14 protein-coding genes and 1 pseudogene are annotated in these 15,758 nt (G+C 71.6%); 8 read left to right on the forward strand and 7 right to left on the reverse strand.

Translation table 11 applies throughout. The annotated features are described in order from the left end of the window. Positions 1–234 precede the first annotated feature (234 nt). From IEJ02_RS09900 to IEJ02_RS50735, 5 genes and pseudogenes are all read left to right on the forward strand, one after another. Positions 235–1,431: a S8 family serine peptidase gene (locus tag IEJ02_RS09900; RefSeq protein ID WP_223863640.1), complete on the forward strand. Its 1,197-nt coding sequence runs from the start codon at positions 235–237 to the stop codon at positions 1,429–1,431. Between the two features lie 18 nt (positions 1,432–1,449). After that, positions 1,450–2,523 carry a glycoside hydrolase family 6 protein gene (locus IEJ02_RS09905; protein WP_191064406.1) on the forward strand — a complete coding sequence of 358 codons (1,074 nt, stop codon included), beginning with the start codon at positions 1,450–1,452 and terminating at the stop codon, positions 2,521–2,523. Positions 2,524–3,894: 1,371 nt separating this feature from the next. Further along, on the forward strand, positions 3,895–4,242 hold the full coding sequence (locus tag IEJ02_RS09910; RefSeq protein WP_191064407.1) for a response regulator: 348 nt from the start codon (positions 3,895–3,897) through the stop codon (positions 4,240–4,242). Positions 4,243–4,250: 8 nt separating this feature from the next. Continuing rightward, positions 4,251–5,519 carry a glycoside hydrolase family 5 protein gene (locus IEJ02_RS09915; protein ID WP_223863641.1) on the forward strand — a complete coding sequence of 423 codons (1,269 nt, stop codon included), beginning with the start codon at positions 4,251–4,253 and terminating at the stop codon, positions 5,517–5,519. Between the two features lie 311 nt (positions 5,520–5,830). Continuing rightward, positions 5,831–6,151 (forward strand): annotated as a pseudogene (locus tag IEJ02_RS50735) (signal peptidase II); the annotation flags it as partial. Positions 6,152–6,416: 265 nt separating this feature from the next. On the opposite strand, the gene IEJ02_RS48415 reads toward IEJ02_RS50735, so the two are convergent. The 6 genes from IEJ02_RS48415 to IEJ02_RS09950 all read right to left on the reverse strand — a co-directional run bounded on the left by IEJ02_RS48415 (position 6,417) and on the right by IEJ02_RS09950 (position 12,162). Continuing rightward, positions 6,417–6,989 carry an anti-sigma factor family protein gene (locus IEJ02_RS48415; RefSeq protein WP_223863642.1) on the reverse strand — a complete coding sequence of 191 codons (573 nt, stop codon included), beginning with the start codon at positions 6,987–6,989 and terminating at the stop codon, positions 6,417–6,419. After that, entirely contained in the window at positions 6,986–7,531 is a 546-nt protein-coding gene (locus IEJ02_RS09930; RefSeq protein ID WP_037955421.1) for an RNA polymerase sigma factor, read from the reverse strand. Before IEJ02_RS09930 ends, IEJ02_RS48415 begins: the two co-directional genes overlap by 4 nt. A 152-nt stretch (positions 7,532–7,683) precedes the next feature. After that, positions 7,684–8,496, reverse strand: coding sequence for a zf-HC2 domain-containing protein (locus IEJ02_RS09935; RefSeq protein ID WP_137978557.1), 813 nt, complete (start codon positions 8,494–8,496; stop codon positions 7,684–7,686). Continuing rightward, entirely contained in the window at positions 8,493–9,089 is a 597-nt protein-coding gene (locus IEJ02_RS09940) for a sigma-70 family RNA polymerase sigma factor (RefSeq protein ID WP_191064409.1), read from the reverse strand. The genes IEJ02_RS09935 and IEJ02_RS09940 overlap by 4 nt, the downstream gene beginning before the upstream one ends. Before the next feature lie 151 nt (positions 9,090–9,240). Next, positions 9,241–10,287 (reverse strand): rod shape-determining protein, encoded by a 1,047-nt coding sequence (locus IEJ02_RS09945; protein ID WP_191064410.1) that lies wholly within the window; start codon positions 10,285–10,287, stop codon positions 9,241–9,243. A gap of 186 nt (positions 10,288–10,473) precedes the next feature. Continuing rightward, complete coding sequence (locus IEJ02_RS09950) at positions 10,474–12,162, reverse strand: bifunctional 3'-5' exonuclease/DNA polymerase (RefSeq protein ID WP_191064411.1); 1,689 nt, start codon at positions 12,160–12,162, stop codon at positions 10,474–10,476. Positions 12,163–12,419: 257 nt separating this feature from the next. On the opposite strand from IEJ02_RS09950, the gene IEJ02_RS09955 reads away from it, so the two are divergent. Together IEJ02_RS09955 and IEJ02_RS09960 are read left to right on the forward strand one after the other, a co-directional pair. Then, on the forward strand, positions 12,420–12,701 hold the full coding sequence (locus IEJ02_RS09955; RefSeq protein ID WP_137978554.1) for a DUF397 domain-containing protein: 282 nt from the start codon (positions 12,420–12,422) through the stop codon (positions 12,699–12,701). A 62-nt stretch (positions 12,702–12,763) separates the two neighbouring features. Beyond that, positions 12,764–13,915: a site-2 protease family protein gene (locus tag IEJ02_RS09960; protein ID WP_191064412.1), complete on the forward strand. Its 1,152-nt coding sequence runs from the start codon at positions 12,764–12,766 to the stop codon at positions 13,913–13,915. A 122-nt stretch (positions 13,916–14,037) separates the two neighbouring features. Here the strand turns inward: IEJ02_RS09960 and IEJ02_RS09965 are convergent, their stop codons facing one another. Then, positions 14,038–14,526 carry an ATP-binding protein gene (locus tag IEJ02_RS09965; protein ID WP_191064413.1) on the reverse strand — a complete coding sequence of 163 codons (489 nt, stop codon included), beginning with the start codon at positions 14,524–14,526 and terminating at the stop codon, positions 14,038–14,040. Between the two features lie 305 nt (positions 14,527–14,831). Here IEJ02_RS09965 and IEJ02_RS09970 point away from each other — a divergent pair, with 305 nt between their 5' ends. Then, positions 14,832–15,695 carry a Sco1979 family transcriptional regulator gene (locus IEJ02_RS09970; RefSeq protein WP_191064414.1) on the forward strand — a complete coding sequence of 288 codons (864 nt, stop codon included), beginning with the start codon at positions 14,832–14,834 and terminating at the stop codon, positions 15,693–15,695. The last annotated feature ends 63 nt before the right edge of the window (positions 15,696–15,758 follow it).

Genomic DNA, 15,758 nt, shown 5'->3' on the forward strand with positions numbered 1-15,758 from the left:
GGAGGTAGTACCCGCGCCCGGGGGAGCGGGTGGTACACCTTCGGCGGATCCCTCCTCTCCCCCGTATTGGGGAGAGCCAGGGCCCGGGTATCCGGACCGGTCCCCCAAAGAAGGGACGGGACGCTCACCCTCTCGCGGGTGCCAGTACCTGCGGGGGATGCCCAAAGATGAAATGGGCCGGACGGCCTTGCGTCCCGTGCGAGGAGAGTAGGTGACGTAATGTCAGGTCACGTGATGTCACGCCATCCATTCGCCGGCCGGGCCGGAGCGGTCATCGCCGTGATGACACTCGCACTGGCCACGCCGGCCGCGGCAAGTGATTTCGATTCCGGACGGCTGCGCGATTCCAGTGGGCTGCGCGATTCCGGAGGGCTGCACGATTCCGAATGGGCGCTGACGGCCCTCAAGGCGGAGCGCGCCTGGAAATTCAGCAAAGGCGCCGGAGTGACCGTGGCGGTCATCGGCACCGGGGTCGACGCCTCCCATCCGGATCTGCGCGGCCGCGTGGTCCGCGGAAAGGATTTCGCGGGCGGCACCGGCGGCTACGGCACCCGGGACGGCGGCAAGGCGGCCGAGCAGTCCACCCATGCCGCCGGAATCATCGTCGGCACCGGCCGCAATTACCGAGGCGACGGGGTGTACGGCCTCGCGCCCAAGGCCAAGGTGATGCCGCTCGGCGTCTACCGCGACGGAAAGCCCCTGGCCGACCCCACCGCGAAGGCCATCCGGCACGCGGTGGCCCATGGCGCGCGCGTCATCGACCTGGCCGTCACCTCTCTGCGGCCGACCCCCGCACTGCGGTCCGCGGTGAAGTACGCCGTCGGCAAGGACGCCGTGATCGTGGCCGGCGCGGGCGACAACGGCAAGATCGGCAACCGGCCCACCTACCCGGCCGCCCTCCCCGGAGTGGTCGCCGTGGTGGCCACCGACAAGAAGGGCGCCGTCTGGACCTCCTCCCACCACGGCGGGAAGACCCTCCTGGCCGCCCCCGGCGTCGCCATCCTCACCACCTCCGGCAACAACGACTACTGGACCGGCGACGGCACCGGCTTCGCGGCGCCCTGGGTCGCGGCGGGCGCCGCGCTGCTGCGCTCGGAGCACCCACGCTGGAACGCCAACCAGGTGGTCCAGAAACTGATCGACACCGCCGACCGCAAGGGCTCGGCGGGCCATGACCCGCGCTATGGGTACGGGGTGATCGCCCCGGCCAAGGCGCTGGCGGACCGGGCCGCGCCCCCCGCCTCCGCCGAGCTCTCCGCGCCCCGCCGCCATCCGTCCGCCACCCCGGACGCCGCCGCCCCCAGAACCGAGGATGATGAATCCGCCCTGGTCACGATAGGTGTGGTGGCCGGAGTCCTGGTGGTGCTCGCGATCCTGGCGGTGGTCCTCATCAGCCGCCGCAGGCCGCCCGACAACTCCCACCGCGGCTGAGGCCGGGCAGGAGTCGTCATGATCACGAAACTGTGCGGCCGCGACCGCCGCCCCCGCCCGCCGGTGCGCGCCCGCACCTCCCGGTGGGCGGGGCGGGGCATCGCCCAGCTGATCGTGATGGTGCTGGTGGTCGAGGTGGTGATGGCGGCGACCACCGTCCAGGCCCTGTTCGTGGGCCCGGTGCGGGCGCCCGCCACCAGGCCGTCGCTCCCCGTGGCCAAGCCGTTCTTCCCGGCCACGACCCGCTTCTACGTCGACCCCCACAACCCGGCCGCGACCTGGGTGCGGGACCATCCGCACGACCGGCGGGCGGCGGCCATCGCCCGGCGGATCGCCGCCGAGCCCCAGGCCGCCTGGCTCACCGAGACCAATGAGTCCCTGATCGAGCAGCGGGCCCGCGACCTCGTCCGCACCGCCGCAGCCCAGCGACGGCTGCCGGTGCTGGTCACCTATACCATCCCCCAGCGCGACTGCCAGCAGCTGAGCTCCGGCGGCGCCGGGGACACGGCCGCCTACCGGCGCTGGAGCGACGCCCTCACCCGGGGGATAGGGGACGGGCGCGCCATCGTCATCCTCGAACCGGACGCGCTGGCCCATATGAGCTGTCTCAAGCGGCGGCAGCAGGCGGATCGGTTCGCGGCGCTGGCGTACGCGGCGCGGGCGCTCCAGCGGGGCGCGCCCCGCGCCCGGGTCTACTACGACGCCGGGAACTCCGGATGGCAGCCCGCGCGGACCATGGCCGAGCGGCTGCGGCGCGCCGGTATCGAGCGGTACGGGGACGGGATAGCGGTCAACGTCTCCAACTTCAACGCCACCGCCGACGAGGTGCGCTACGGGCTGTCCGTGATCCGGGAGCTGCGCCGGCCCCGGCTGGGGGTGGTGGTGGACACCAGCCGTAACGGGGCGGGGCCCACGCGTCGTCACCGCTTCTGCGATCCGCCGGGCCGCAAGCTGGGCAGGCCTCCCACCGCCGCCACGGGCATCCCTGGGGTCGATGCCTTCCTGTGGGTCAAGCAGCCGGGCCAGGCGGACGGCTGTGCCGCCGGTGCGGGGATGTTCGTCCCCGGCTACGCGTATCGGCTGACGCGCTGACGCTCCGGCGTCCTCCGGCCTCGTCCTGGGGCGTACGCGGCCGAGCTCGGCGCCTGCGGCGTGCCGTTCCCCACCCCGCCCCTCCCCGAAACTGGGGCCCCGCCCCAGCCCCCGGCCCGGGGCCCCGCCCCAGACCCCTTTCGGGGCTGCGCCCTGGGCCCTGTTCGGGGCTGTGGCCCGGGCCCTGTTCTGGGCTGCGCCCCAGACCCCGTTCCGGGGCTGCGCCCCAGACCCCTTTCGGGGCTGGCCGCAGGCCCTGTTCCGGGCTCCGGTTGGGGCTCTGCCCAGGGCTCCGGTTCCGGGTTCTGCCGTGGGCCCCGGTTCCGGGCTGCGCCCCGGGCCCTGTTCCGGGCCCCGGTTCGGGGCTCCGCTCCGGGCTCCGGTTCCGGGTTCTGCCCTGGGCCCCGGATCCGGGGTGTGCCCCGGGCCCTGTTCCGGGTTCTGCCCTGGGCCCCGGATCCGGGGTGTGCCCCGGGCCCTGTTCCGGGTTCTGCCCTGGGCCCCGGATCCGGGGTGTGCCCCGGGCCCTGTTCCGGGTTCTGCCCTGGGCCCTGTTCGGGGCTGTGGCCCGGGCCCTGTTCTGGGCTGCGCCCCAGACCCCGTTCCGGGGCTGCGCCCCAGACCCCTTTCGGGGCTGGCCGCAGGCCCTGTTCCGGGCTCCGGTTGGGGCTCTGCCCAGGGCTCCGGTTCCGGGTTCTGCCGTGGGCCCCGGTTCCGGGCTGCGCCCCGGGCCCTGTTCCGGGCCCCGGTTCGGGGCTCCGCTCCGGGCTCCGGTTCCGGGTTCTGCCCTGGGCCCCGGATCCGGGGTGTGCCCCGGGCCCTGTTCCGGGTTCTGCCCTGGGCCCCGGATCCGGGGTGCGCCCCGGGCCCTGTTCCGGGCTCTGCCCCAGGCCCCGTTCGGGGCTCCGCCCCAGGCCCTGTTCCGGGTTCTGCCCCGGGCCCTGGTTCGGGGCTCTGCCCCGGGCTCCGCCCCAGGCCCCGGATCCGGGCTCCGCCCCAGACCCAGGGGTCCAGGGGCGAAGCCCCTGGATCGGGAAGGGGCGGGGAGGGGAAAGATCCATAGGCGCCGGTCACCCCGTGACCGGCGCCTTTTGCATGTCCGGAGGGTCCCTGGGCGGCCTCCGAGCACCACTTGAGCCCCTCCTGAGCTCCTCCTGAGCCTCCCAAACCACCCCTCAAATCGGACATAACCCGTATAAAGCGGCCGAATTCCTCTACCTCAATTGAGGTAGGCGGAATTCGGCCGTTTGGTGTGTCCGGAATTCCTGCAATTGAGGTACGCAGATTTCAGCCAGGCGTACGGCGATTCCCGCTGCGGTCACTCCCTAATGTCGTGCAGCGAAAGGACAAGCCCCGAAGGAGCTCCCATCGATGCACAGAGTTCTCGTCGTGGAGCACCACCCACTGGTGTTGAGTGCTCTCGCCGATCTCGTTGTCGAGGAGCCCGGACTGGAGCTATCCGGAATTGCAGGATCGGCCCGAGAAGCAATTTCTCTGGTCCATCACGTGCAGCCGGATGTGGTGCTGATCGACGTGGATGAGCCCAGCTGGCAAACGCAGCGGTTGGTCCGCCTGATCGGCGAACTCCTACCGTCCGCGCGGATTGTCCGGCTGACCGCAGTCTCCGACCCGCAGATGGAATGTCTGGAATCTCCGACGAACAACCCCAGCGTCCTGAAAACCGCAGTACCCGAATTGCTCAGGAGCCTCACCGAATGAATTCCCCCATGGACCAGAACAACGCCCCGACCACCGAGACCAAGCGTGCGCCGCGCTCGCAGCGTCTCCGCTTCGGTATCGCCGCGGCCGTCGTCGCTGCTGCTGCCGTGGGTGGCACCGTCACCGCCTTCGCGGTGAACAACACCGATGGCCAGTCGGCCACCACCACGACCTCCGCCGCCGCCGGCGCCAAGGCCACCGGCGCGGGTGCCGAGGGTCCCCTGTCCACCAAGAAGGGCGACATCGTCGACGCCGACGGTAAGAAGGTCGTCCTGACCGGTGTGAACTGGTTCGGTTTCGAGACCGGCACCTACGCGCCGCACGGCCTGTGGACCCGTAACTGGGAGTCGATGCTGGACCAGATGGCCAAGCAGGGCTTCAACACCCTGCGCCTGCCGTACGCGAACGACATGTTCAAGTCGTCGGCCAAGCCCAACGGCATCGACTGGCACAAGAACCCCGATCTGAAGGGCCTCACCCCCCAGCAGATCATGGACAAGATCGTCAAGGGTGCCACCGACCGTGGTATCCGGGTGATCCTGGACCAGCACCGTCCGGACCAGTACGGCCAGAGTGAGCTGTGGTACTCCCAGAGCCTCACCGAGAAGCAGTGGATGGACGACTGGGTCAAGCTGGCCAAGCGCTACAAGAACAACGACCGGGTGATCGGCGCCGACCTGCACAATGAGCCGCGTGGCCAGGCCACGTGGGGCGACGGCAACCCGAAGACCGACTGGCAGCTGGCCGCCACCAAGGCCGGTGACGCCATCCACAAGGTCAACAAGAACTGGCTGATCTTCGTCGAGGGTACGGACCGCCACAAGAACGAGCAGTTCTGGTGGGGCGGTGACCTGCAGGGTGTGAAGAAGCACCCGGTGAAGCTCAAGGAGCCGAACAAGGTCGTCTACTCGGCCCACGACTACGGTCCGGGCGTCTACAACCAGAACTGGTTCATGGCGAAGGACTTCCCGAAGAACATGCCGGCCATCTGGGAGAAGCACTGGGCGTACATCAAGAAGCAGAACATCGCCCCGCTGCTGCTCGGTGAGTTCGGCGGTAAGAAGACCGCCGGTAAGAGCTCCGAGGCCGTCTGGCAGAACGCCCTGATGGACTACCTCAAGAAGCACCAGATCAGCTACACCTACTGGACCTGGAACCCGGACTCGGGTGACACCGGCGGTGTGCTGAAGAACGACTGGAAGACGATCGACAAGAACAAGATGAAGATGCTGGCCAAGTACCAGACGCCGCTCCTGGAGGCGAAGAAGGGGAAGTAAGTCGGAGTAACCCCTTCGGTACACCGCCGATGACCACATAGCTGATCACGGCGTTGGCAAGCAGCGAGGGCCCGCAGGCAGTGCCGCCTGCGGGCCCTCGTCTTGGGTTTTTCGCCGGAAGGGAGTTTTTCGCCGGAAGGGAAGCGGGGCGGCCGCCCGGCGGGTTTCCTTCCCGGGCCGCGGACCGCGCCCGCGGACCGGCCCCCCCACCCCCAGGGAGGCCGATGATGAAGCCCCACCCGGCGACCGGCCGGCTGCTCTTCCCCCTGGTCGCGCTCGCCGTGATCGTGGCCGATCAGCTGAGCAAGGCGATGGCGCTGGCCGCCTGGAGCGGCACCGCGGGGCCGCAGGCCCGGTTCGGGCCGTTCTGCGCGCTGCTGGTGCGCAACACCGGGGTGGCCTTCGGCCTGGGCCAGAGCCGCCCCGCGCTGATCGTGGTGATCACGCTCGCGGGCGCGGTGGCCACGCTGGGCGCGGCCGGTGCCGGGCTGCGGGTCCGCGGCCGGGGCGCGGCGCTGGGCCTGGGGCTGATCGCCGGGGGAGCGATGGGCAACGGCGCCGACCGGATGATCCGGTCGCCGGGCCCGCTGCGCGGCGCCGTCATCGACTGGATCACGCTGGACGCCCGCGGGCCGGTCTTCAACCTCGCCGATGTGGCCCTGATCAGCGGGACCCTGCTCACCGCGGCCCTGCTGCTGCGCAGACCCGCGCGGGCACGCGAGCGGGCCGTCGCGCTGCCCGGCCCGGGCGCGAGCGGCTTGGGTACGAGCGGACCGGGCATGAGTGGCCCGAGCGCGGGCGGCCCGAGCGCGGGCGGACCGGGCGCGAGCGGACCGGGCGGACCGGGCGGACCAGGCGGACCGGGCGGACCGGGCGCGGGGCCCGATCCGGTGGCCGTCAGCCTCCCGCCTTGTGCACCGCGCCCTGATCGGCGTCCCGATCCGCCCCCGGCGCCGTCCCGGGAACCGTCTCCGTCGGCATCGCCTCGGTCGGCATCGTCTCGTCCGGCATGGCGTCCGACGGCATCGCCCCGTTCGGCATCACCTCGTTCGGCATCGCGTCCGACGGCATCGCCTCGGTCGGCATCGCCTCGTTCGGCATCGCCTCCGGCGGCACCGTCTCCGTCCCCGGGATCGGCTCCTGCGGCGCCCCCTCCGTCCCCGGCTCCCGGCTCTCCCGCTCCGCGAGGGACTCCGCGAAGTCCCTGAGCCGGTCCAGCACCGCCTCGTCGACCGTCCCGCGGGCGGCCAGCGCCTCGCTGATCCGCTGATAGACGGCGAGCTCACGGGCGCAGCGGTGGCACTCGGCCACATGGGTGCGCACCCGGGCCGCGGCCGGGGCGTCCAGCTCCCCGTCCAGATACGACTGGAGCATCGGCGCGCCCAGGGGACATCGTGTGGTCAGGAGCCGTCCGGTGGTCTGCGTGGTCCCCGTGGTGCGCGTGGTCCGCCACCATGTCCATCTGCTCATGCGCCACCTCGCTCCGATTCCACTCCCGCGGCCAGCAGCTGGTTCCGGATCCGCTTGCGGGCCCGGTGCAGCCTGCTCATCACCGTCCCCTTGGGGACGTCCAGCACCTGTGCGGCCTCCGCGTACGACAGCCCGTCCACGTGCACCAGCCGCACCACCTGCTGGTCCCGCAGCGGAAGCGCCGTGAACGCGGCGTCCACGGCCTCGTCGAACGTCGTGTCCACCACCAGCTCCTCCGGCGTCGCGTCCCGGGCCGGGACCAGCCGCTCCAGCTCCGTGTCCGGATCGTCGAGCAGCCGGGGCCGGCGCTGGCGGCGCCGGCTGACCTCCGCATGCCGCATGATCGTCAGCAGCCAGGCCCGTGGATGTCTCCCGTCAAAACGGCCGACTGCCCGGTACGCCCGTAGTAACGTGTCCTGCACGAGATCCTCGGCGTCGGCTCGCTGGGTGGTCAGTGACATGGCCACGCGCAGCAGCACCTCGACCTCGGGCAGCACATACTGAGCGAACATGCGCTGCTGATGGGCGTCCGGGTCAGCCACGGGGTGCCTCCTCGGATCCGGACCCCCCGGGACGCGGAGCACGACATATCACACTCTGTGTAACATCTCGCTCACCACGCCGCATGGGTTGATCGGCGATCCGAGTGGCAGGTCAGACGTCTCGGTGGCAGGTCGGCCGTCTCGGTGGCAGGTCAGACGTTCAGGGAGACCAGGCGCTTTCCGTCGGCCGTACGGACCTCGAAGCGTTCGATGTCGGAGCGCTTCATGCCGGCGCCGCCGTGCGCCCACAGCGGATCTCTCGCCTCCGCCTTGGGGCTGTCCGCGATGCCGTAGCCCCACTCGGGCACGGACCAGGTCATCAGCGTCTGCTCATGACCGTCCTTGGAGACCGCGATCAGGCTGCAGTCCAGGGGGCCCTTGACGTTCTTCAGCCGGAGGAGGGTGTCGGTGCCCCACATCTTGTCCTCCATCGCGACCGCCGCGTTCACCTTGGTGTCCGGGTCGGTACCTTCCACCTTGTTCGGCATCCCCTTGAAGAGCTGGCTCTCCGTGGGGCTGGCCGTGACGGAGCTGTCCGAGCCGCCGGAGGTGACCGCGATCGTGCCGACCGGGCCGCCGACGATCAGCACGGCCGCCGCCGCGACCAGGTAGAGACCGCGCCGCCGCCGCTTGGCGCGGGACGCGGCGACCTCGCCGACCATGCGGGTGAGCAGGGCCGGACCGGGGCGCGCGGTGAGGGTTTCGATGGCGTTGGGAGTCGCGCTGAAGGCATGCGGAGTGTGGCCCGTGAGCTGGGTCCGCCCGGGGGCGCCGTGGATCCCGGGGACGTCGGCGGCCAGATCGGCCAGCAGCGGTTCCAGTCCGGTCAGCTCGTCCAGCTGCCGTCCGCACTGGTCGCAGCCGGCCAGATGCTCCTCGAAATAGGTGGCGTCCGCCTCGTCGAGCACGCCGAGCACATACGCGCCAACGGCGTCATGTCCCGGGTGGTGCGTCTGCGCTGTCATGCCGTCACTCCTCTCTCCTCGAGCGCGAGCTTCATCGAGCGCAGCGCGTAGAAGACCCGGGACCGTACCGTCCCGCTGGGTATGCCGAGGGTCTGGGCCGCCTCGTTGACGGTCCGCCCCTTGAAGTAGGTCTCGACCAGCACCTCGCGATGGGCGTCGCTGAGGTCCTGCATCGCGTCGGTCAGGGTCATGAGCCGCAGTGCACGGTCGATCTCGTCCTCCGCGGGCATGAGTTCCAACGGGGAGGGGTCGACCTCCTGCGGCCGGGCCTGCCGGCTGCGGTGTCCGTCGATCACGATCCGCCGGGCGACGGTGACCAGCCAGGGCCGGATGGAGCCGGTGGCCCGGGACAGCTGATCGGCGTTCCGCCAGGCCCGCACCAGGGTCTCCTGGACGACGTCCTCCGCGCGGTGCCGGTCGCCCGCGACCAGGCGCAGCACGAACGCGAGCAACGGCCCGGCGTGCTCCTCGTAGAGCGCGCGCATGAGTCGCTCGTCCGGCGTACCACGCCCGGATCTTGACGGACGCTCATCGGCCACGGCGGCGTCGTCGTGCACCTGAACCTCCAGGACCTGACCTGAGTTGGACAACATCAACGGACGACTCCCGGTCTGAGCCCCGGGGGGGATCGGCGGCCATGTCGGCCTCTTCCCCCTTCACTACGCACGGGGGGAGGCGGCCGCTCAACGCGTCGCGAAGAATTTCCGATCAGGTGTCAGAAGCGAGGTGCGGGCGCGGAAGGGGTCAGGAGACCATCGCGTCCAGCAGCAGGGGCTGCACCTTGCCGTCGAGCATCGCGCCGAGCCCCTCGACCGCGCAGACGTCGGGGTGGTCGGCGATGGTCAGCGGCATACCGGTGGCCTCGCGCAGCATCGTGTCGAACCCGGGCAGCACCGCGCTGCCGCCCGCCAGCATGATGCCGCGGTCGGCGAGGTCGGCCACCAGATCGGGCGGACAGCGGCGCAGCACCGTGCCGATGGCGTCCAGCACCCCGGTGAGCGGGGTGCGGATGGCGGTCCGTACGCCCTCGACATCGATCCGTACGGTCCGGGCGAGCCCCGTGGCCACGTCCCGGCCGTGCACCTCGGCGCTCTGTACGGCCTGGGCGCCGTCGGCGCCGCCCGCGCTGTCCTTGACCATCAGGTGCAGCGGGTGGACGGCCTGGCTGGGCAGCATCAGCGCGTGCTCGTTGCGCAGGTGCTGGATGACGGCGTGGTCCACGGTCTCGCCGCCCACCGGCACCCGCTCGGCGGCCACGATCGAGCCCAGCGACAGGACCGCGACCTGGGTGGTGGCCGCGCCGCACACCACGATCATCGTCGCCTCGGGCCGTTCCACCGGCAGACCGCAGCCCACGGCGGCGGCGATGAGGGTGTCCACCAGCTCGACCCGCTTGGCGCCGATCCCGGTGAGCGTCTCCACGGCGGCGCGCTGGGCGAGCGGGTCGGCGTCGTGCTGGACGCAGACGGCGGCGCTCACCAGCGGGCGGCGCCGCCAGGCGCGGCGCAGCTTGTTGCCCAGCAGCAGCCGCAGCATTCGCTGGGCCATCTCGATGTCGACGACGGTGCCGTTGGAGACCGGTCGGACGACGCGGATGTGCGCGGGCGTCCGCCCGGTCATCCGCTGCGCCAGCGTGCCGACCGCGATCAGCCCGCCGGTGTGGGTGTTCACGGCGGCCACGGTCGGCTCGTCGACGATGAGCCCGGTGCGCCTGAGGTAGACGCGCGTCCTGGCCGCGCCGAGGTCGACGGCGATGGAGCAGCGGCGCAGTGCCTCGAGGCTGATGGTCATGGCAGGTCTCCCTGTGGGCGGCGTGGCGGGCCGCCGCCCGGCGGCCCTCCGCTCTCATCGTGTGGGGACCATCAGGCCCGCTGCCCGTGGGGCTGAGCCGGTCGGGGGAGGGGCTGTCCCCTGGGCTCCGGGCGTCATCCGCCGATGTCGCGGGCGCGACGGTCCACCGGACCGGACCTGGGCCGCCTACTTCGCGTCCGCGTAGCACTCCACCGACGCCATGGTGAAGGGGAACCGCACCGGGGTCGGTCCGAAGGCGATCCGGCCGGCCGTCTCGCCCGCCTCGGCGATCGCCTCCCGGACCGCGTCGGCCTCCGCCTCGGGGCAGTGCACGATCACCTCGTCGTGCTGGAAGAAGACGATCTCCGCGCGCAGCCCCGCCCCGGTCAGCGACCGCCGCAGCGCGGCGAGCATCAGCAGGGCCCAGTCGGCGGCGCTGCCCTGCACCACGAAGTTCCGAGTGAAGCGGCCCCGGGCGCGGGCGCTCGCCGTGCTGCCGTACGACGGCTCCTCCTGGTCCCGCGGCAGCCCCGCCTCGTCGGCCGTCTCCTCGGCGGCGCCGCCCGCGGGCGGGCAGGTGCGGCCCAGCCAGGTGCGCACCAGCCGGCCCTCCTCGCCCGCGCGGGCCGCCTCGTCCACATACGCCACCGCCGCCGGGAAGCGCCGCCGCAGGGCCGCGAGGTGCTTCAGGCCGTCGCCGGAGGTCTGGCCGTAGACCGCGCCCAGCAGCGCCAGCTTGGCCTGGTCGCGCCGGCCGGAGAAGGCGCGGTCGGACAGCGTCGCGTACAGGTCCCGGCCGCTGCCCGCGACCTCCATCAGCCCGGGGTCGCGGGAGATCGCGGCGAGCACCCGGGGCTCCATCTGGTCGGCGTCGGCCACCACCAGCCGCCACCCCGGATCGGCCACCACCGCGCGCCGCACCACCTTGGGGATCTGCAGCGCCCCGCCGCCGTTGGTGGTCCAGCGGCCGGAGACGGTGCCGCCGGGCAGGTACTCGGGGCGGAAGCGGCCCTCGCGTACCCAGGACTGGAGCCAGGCCCAGCCGTGGGCGGTGTGCAGCCGGTAGAGCTTCTTGTAGCGCAGCAGGGGCTCCACGGCGGGGTGGTCGATCCGCTCCAGCTCCCAGGCGCGGGTGGAGCCGAGCGCGATGCCCGCGCGGGCGAACGCCTTGACGACCTCGGCGGGCAGATCGGGCCGCACCCGGGTGCCGAAGGCGCGCGAGACCTCGTCGGCCAGCTCGGCCAGGCGCCGCGGCTCCAGACCGCCCGGATAGCGCTCGCCGAGCAGCTCGTCCAGCAGCTCCCGGTGGCGGTCGGCGCGCCAGGGCACCCCGGCGCGCCGCATCTCGGCGGCGATCAGCATCCCGGCCGACTCGGCGGTGGTCAGCAGCCGCATCCGGTCCGGGTGCTCGGCCGCGTCCGTACGGACCAGCTGGCCCGCGTACACCTCGAGCAGCGCCTCCAGCGGATCGGCGCCCGGCGGCAGCGGCGGCGGACCGGGCTCGAACAGCGACGGCTGGTCCCCGGCCGCCCGGGGCGGCGGGTCCTCGGGGACGGGCAGCCCGCGCAGCCGCGCCCAGGCGGCGGCGAGCGAACGCGGTGCGCCCGAACGCCCCTCATGGCCGAGGAGCAGCGCCTCGGCCGCCTCGATGTCATAGGCCCGCTCGACCCGGACCCCGGCGGCCAACAGCCGTGGATAGACCTCGGCGGTGGACCGCCACACCCACCGGTCGGCCTCGGGGCGGGACCGCACGGCCTCGGCCATCCCGCCCTGCTCCGCCGTGACCTCGACGACCGGTCCGGCCGCCTTTCCCCCGGGGTCGAGCGGGCAGAGACGAACACCCCCGTGGTCCGTCTCCGCCGCCGCCCATCTCATGCCCGGGATTCTGGCAGGGGGGTCTGACAACGCTCCGGTGTCCGAGGCCCGCTCAACCCGGAGGGGGACCCGGACGTCATTCATGACGACTGCTCTTCTTCACTCAGGGCAGAAGATCCCGAGTGTCGGGTGATCATGCCGATACGCATGGTGCACGTGCATCTGCTTGTGCATCTGCATGCACATACGCAGGTGCATTTTCCCATGCATTCGCAAAGGAACGCAGCTATGATCCCGGACAGTTGACAGCTGCACGTATGCACGAACAGTGGAGAAGCCCTGTGCGCGACCACCCCTACAACGGCATGGCGGCCGCGGACCTCCGGGGAGTCGTCTGGCAGAAGAGCAGACACAGCAACTCCCAGGGGTCGTGTGTCGAGTTCGCCAAGCTGCCCGGTGGGAACGTGGCCGTCCGCAACTCCCGGTTCCCCGACGGACCGGCGCTGATCTACACCCCGGCCGAGGTCGAGGCGATGCTGCGCGGGGCCAAGGACGGCGAGTTCGACCACCTGGCGCACGATCCGGCAGGTCTGGGCTGATCGCCGCGGACGCGCGACACTGGTAGTGGCGAGCGGGGGGACCCGACCCATGTGAGACGGCGATGAACGGCTCGGTCCGCGTCGGACGTGTACTCGGGGTACCACTGCGGATGCACTGGAGCGTCCCGGTGCTGATCGTGCTGCTCGCTTACGGGCTCGGCCACGAGACGCTGCCCGCGTGGACCCCCGGCCGGACCGGTGCCGTCTACGCCGCCGCCAGCGTCGTCGGCGCCGTGCTGCTGATGGGCAGCCTGCTGCTGCACGAGACCGCGCACGCGGTCGCTGCCCGCAGAAGGGGCGTCTCGGTGGAGGACGTGACGCTGTGGGCGCTTGGCGGCATGACCAAGATGGGACGGCCCCGCACCGCCGGGGTCGCGTTCTGGGTGGCCGTCATCGGGCCGCTCACCAGCCTGGTCATCGGCGGTATCGCGGTCGGCGTCGGGGTCGGGGTGCACGCGCTCACCGGATGGGGAGTGCCCACGGCCGTGCTGATCTGGCTGGGCTGGGCCAATCTGCTGCTGGGCGTCTTCAACCTGCTGCCCGCCGCGCCGCTGGACGGCGGACGGGTGGTGCAGGCGGTGATCTGGTGGCGCACCGGGGACCGGGACCGCGCCGAGCGGGCGGCGGGGCGCAGCGGCCAGATCCTCGGTGTGGTGCTCATCGCCGCCGGCTGGATCTCCTTCCTGCGCGGGAACAACGGCGGGCTGTGGCTCTCGCTCATCGGTCTCTTCATGGTGATCATCGCCAACGCGGAGCGGCAGCGGGCCGGGGTCAACACGGCGCTGCGCGGGGTGCGGGTGGTGGACGCGATGTCGGCGCCGGTGGCCGCCGGGGCCGACTGGCTGACCGTGGAGCGGTTCATCGACGAGGTGGCGGCCCACGCCCGGCATTCGGTGATGCCGCTGCTGGACTTCGAGGGACGGCCCAGCGGGATCGTCCAGCTGCGCGCGCTCGCGGCGGTGCCGGCCGAGGCCCGGGAGGAGCGGCGGGTGCGCGATGTGGCGGTACCGCTGGCGCGGTGCACGGTGGCCGAACCGCATGAGCTGCTGAGCGAGGTGCTGGAGCGGGCGCGTCCGGGTGGCGGCGGGCTGCCGGTGCTGGTGGTGGACCACGGGCGGCTGGAGGGGATCGTCACGATGCACGATGTGAACCGGCTCTTCCAGCTGCACGGCCTGGGCATCACCACGGCCCCGCCGGAGTCCACCCGCCCGTGACGGCGGTGGCGTATCCCCGTGACGATGGTGGCGTATCCCCGATGCGTCGTGGCGGTATCCCTGTGACGGTGGTGGCGGATCCCGACGCGTCGTGGCGTACCTCTACGCGTCGTGTCGTATCCCTACGCCTCGGGGAGACGGAAGACGGCCCAGACGATCTTGCCGCGCGGGGTGCCCACCAGCGGCTGCCAGCCCCAGCCGTCCGTGAAGGACTCCACCAGATGGAGCCCGCGCCCGGACTCCTCGCCGCAGCCCGCCTCGCCGGCCACCGGCCCCACCTCGCTGGGGTCGCGTACGGCGCACACCAGCCGTGAGGGGCCGCGCATCAGATGGAGCCGCACCGGCCGCTCCGGCTCACCGGCCGCACCGGTGCCGGACAGGGCGTGCCGGAGGGCGTTGGTGACCAGTTCGGAGACGACGAGCGCCACTTCGTCGAGGAGTTCGGGGATGTTCCACTGCCGCAGGGTGGAGCCGGTGAACTGCCGGGCCCCCTTGACCGCTTCATAGCGGGCGGGCAGGGCGCAGGAGACGGCTCCGGAGACGGCGGAGGGATCGATCGCGGCAAGCCCTTGCCACAAGGGTTCCAGCAGGGTCGAACCTTCGCTCCCCATGCGAGCACTCCTGCATCCGTGGCCGTGACGAACTCTGGCCAGATTTCGTACGAGCTAGCACGTGCGCACACCCTATGGTTCCGAATGCGCACGTCAGATGCAAGGGCAAATGCACGTGCACGCGGACCAGTTGGTCCGATCCGGTCGGTTTTACTGTGATTTCTGACTCCGTACACTGGCGTACATCATCGGGTTGAGTAACGACGCGCCTACGGCGTGAAGCCCGAACAGTGGCAGACTTCGCCCTCAGGGGCTGCGGGGGCGCCGTTCGCAAGGATGCTTTCCGTACAGGGAGGATCGCGGAAATGGCCGCAGGCGAGTCGAGTGGATCGGTGGTACGCCGCATCCTCCTGGGCTCTCAACTCAGGCGGTTGCGCGAGGACCGCGGCATCACCCGCGAGGCGGCGGGCTATTCGATCCGGGCCTCCGAATCCAAGATCAGCCGGATGGAGTTGGGCCGGGTGAGCTTCAAGGCGCGGGACATCGAGGATCTGCTGACGCTGTACGGAGTCACCGACGACGCGGAGCGCGCGGCACTGCTCGGGCTCGCCCGCGAGGCCAATGTCGCCGGGTGGTGGCACAGCTACGGCGATGTGCTTCCCGGCTGGTTCCAGACCTATGTCGGGCTGGAGGGCGCCGCCTCCGATATCGCCTGCTACGAGGTCCAGTTCATCCACGGTCTGCTCCAGACCGAGGGCTACGCCCACGCCGTGGTCACCCGCGGTCAGCCGCAGGCCTGCTCCGACGAGGTGGACCGGAGGGTGGCGCTGCGGCTGGAGCGGCAGAAGCTGCTGGTCTCCGAGCGCGCCCCGGAATTCCACGTGATCCTGGACGAGGCCGCGCTGCACCGCCCGTACGGCGGGCGCGGCGTGATGACCGCCCAGCTGCGCCATCTGATCACGGTCTCCGAGTATCGACACGTGACGCTGCAGGTGATGCCATTCTCCTTCGGCGGGCACGCGGGGGAGAGCGGGGCGTTCACCCGGCTGCGCTTCCCGGAGTCGGACCTCCCCGACATCGTCTACCTGGAGCAGCTCACCAGCGCGCTCTACCTGGACAAGCGTGATGAAGTCTCCCACTACGAGCGGGTGTTGGAGCGGCTCGGCGCGGACAGCCTCTCCCCCGAGGGGAGCCGGGATCTGCTCCGGGGCCTCCTCCGCGATGCCTGACCCGTCAGTAGGATGACGTTCTGTCAGGGATACCCCCCACACGTGCGCGGCTGTCGGGGACCG

Origin of the sequence: Streptomyces sp. 5-10, from assembly GCF_014712245.1 — a bacterium.
GTDB classification, from domain to species: Bacteria; Actinomycetota; Actinomycetes; order Streptomycetales; family Streptomycetaceae; genus Streptomyces; species Streptomyces violaceusniger.

Excerpts from the sequence above, each read along its gene's own strand:
- IEJ02_RS09945 (WP_191064410.1), bottom strand. The coding sequence starts at position 10,287 with ATGACCATCAGCCTCGAGGCACTGCGCCGCTGCTCCATCGCCGTCGAC.
- IEJ02_RS09900 (WP_223863640.1), top strand. The coding sequence starts at position 235 with ATGTCACGCCATCCATTCGCCGGCCGGGCCGGAGCGGTCATCGCCGTG.
- IEJ02_RS09955 (WP_137978554.1), top strand. The coding sequence starts at position 12,420 with ATGCACGAACAGTGGAGAAGCCCTGTGCGCGACCACCCCTACAACGGC.
- IEJ02_RS09940 (WP_191064409.1), bottom strand. The coding sequence starts at position 9,089 with ATGTTGTCCAACTCAGGTCAGGTCCTGGAGGTTCAGGTGCACGACGAC.
- IEJ02_RS09910 (WP_191064407.1), top strand. The coding sequence starts at position 3,895 with ATGCACAGAGTTCTCGTCGTGGAGCACCACCCACTGGTGTTGAGTGCT.
- IEJ02_RS09965 (WP_191064413.1), bottom strand. The coding sequence starts at position 14,526 with ATGGGGAGCGAAGGTTCGACCCTGCTGGAACCCTTGTGGCAAGGGCTT.
- IEJ02_RS09970 (WP_191064414.1), top strand. The coding sequence starts at position 14,832 with ATGGCCGCAGGCGAGTCGAGTGGATCGGTGGTACGCCGCATCCTCCTG.
- IEJ02_RS09915 (WP_223863641.1), top strand. The coding sequence starts at position 4,251 with ATGGACCAGAACAACGCCCCGACCACCGAGACCAAGCGTGCGCCGCGC.
- IEJ02_RS09905 (WP_191064406.1), top strand. The coding sequence starts at position 1,450 with ATGATCACGAAACTGTGCGGCCGCGACCGCCGCCCCCGCCCGCCGGTG.
- IEJ02_RS09935 (WP_137978557.1), bottom strand. The coding sequence starts at position 8,496 with ATGACAGCGCAGACGCACCACCCGGGACATGACGCCGTTGGCGCGTAT.
- IEJ02_RS09960 (WP_191064412.1), top strand. The coding sequence starts at position 12,764 with ATGAACGGCTCGGTCCGCGTCGGACGTGTACTCGGGGTACCACTGCGG.
- IEJ02_RS09950 (WP_191064411.1), bottom strand. The coding sequence starts at position 12,162 with ATGAGATGGGCGGCGGCGGAGACGGACCACGGGGGTGTTCGTCTCTGC.
- IEJ02_RS48415 (WP_223863642.1), bottom strand. The coding sequence starts at position 6,989 with ATGAGCAGATGGACATGGTGGCGGACCACGCGCACCACGGGGACCACG.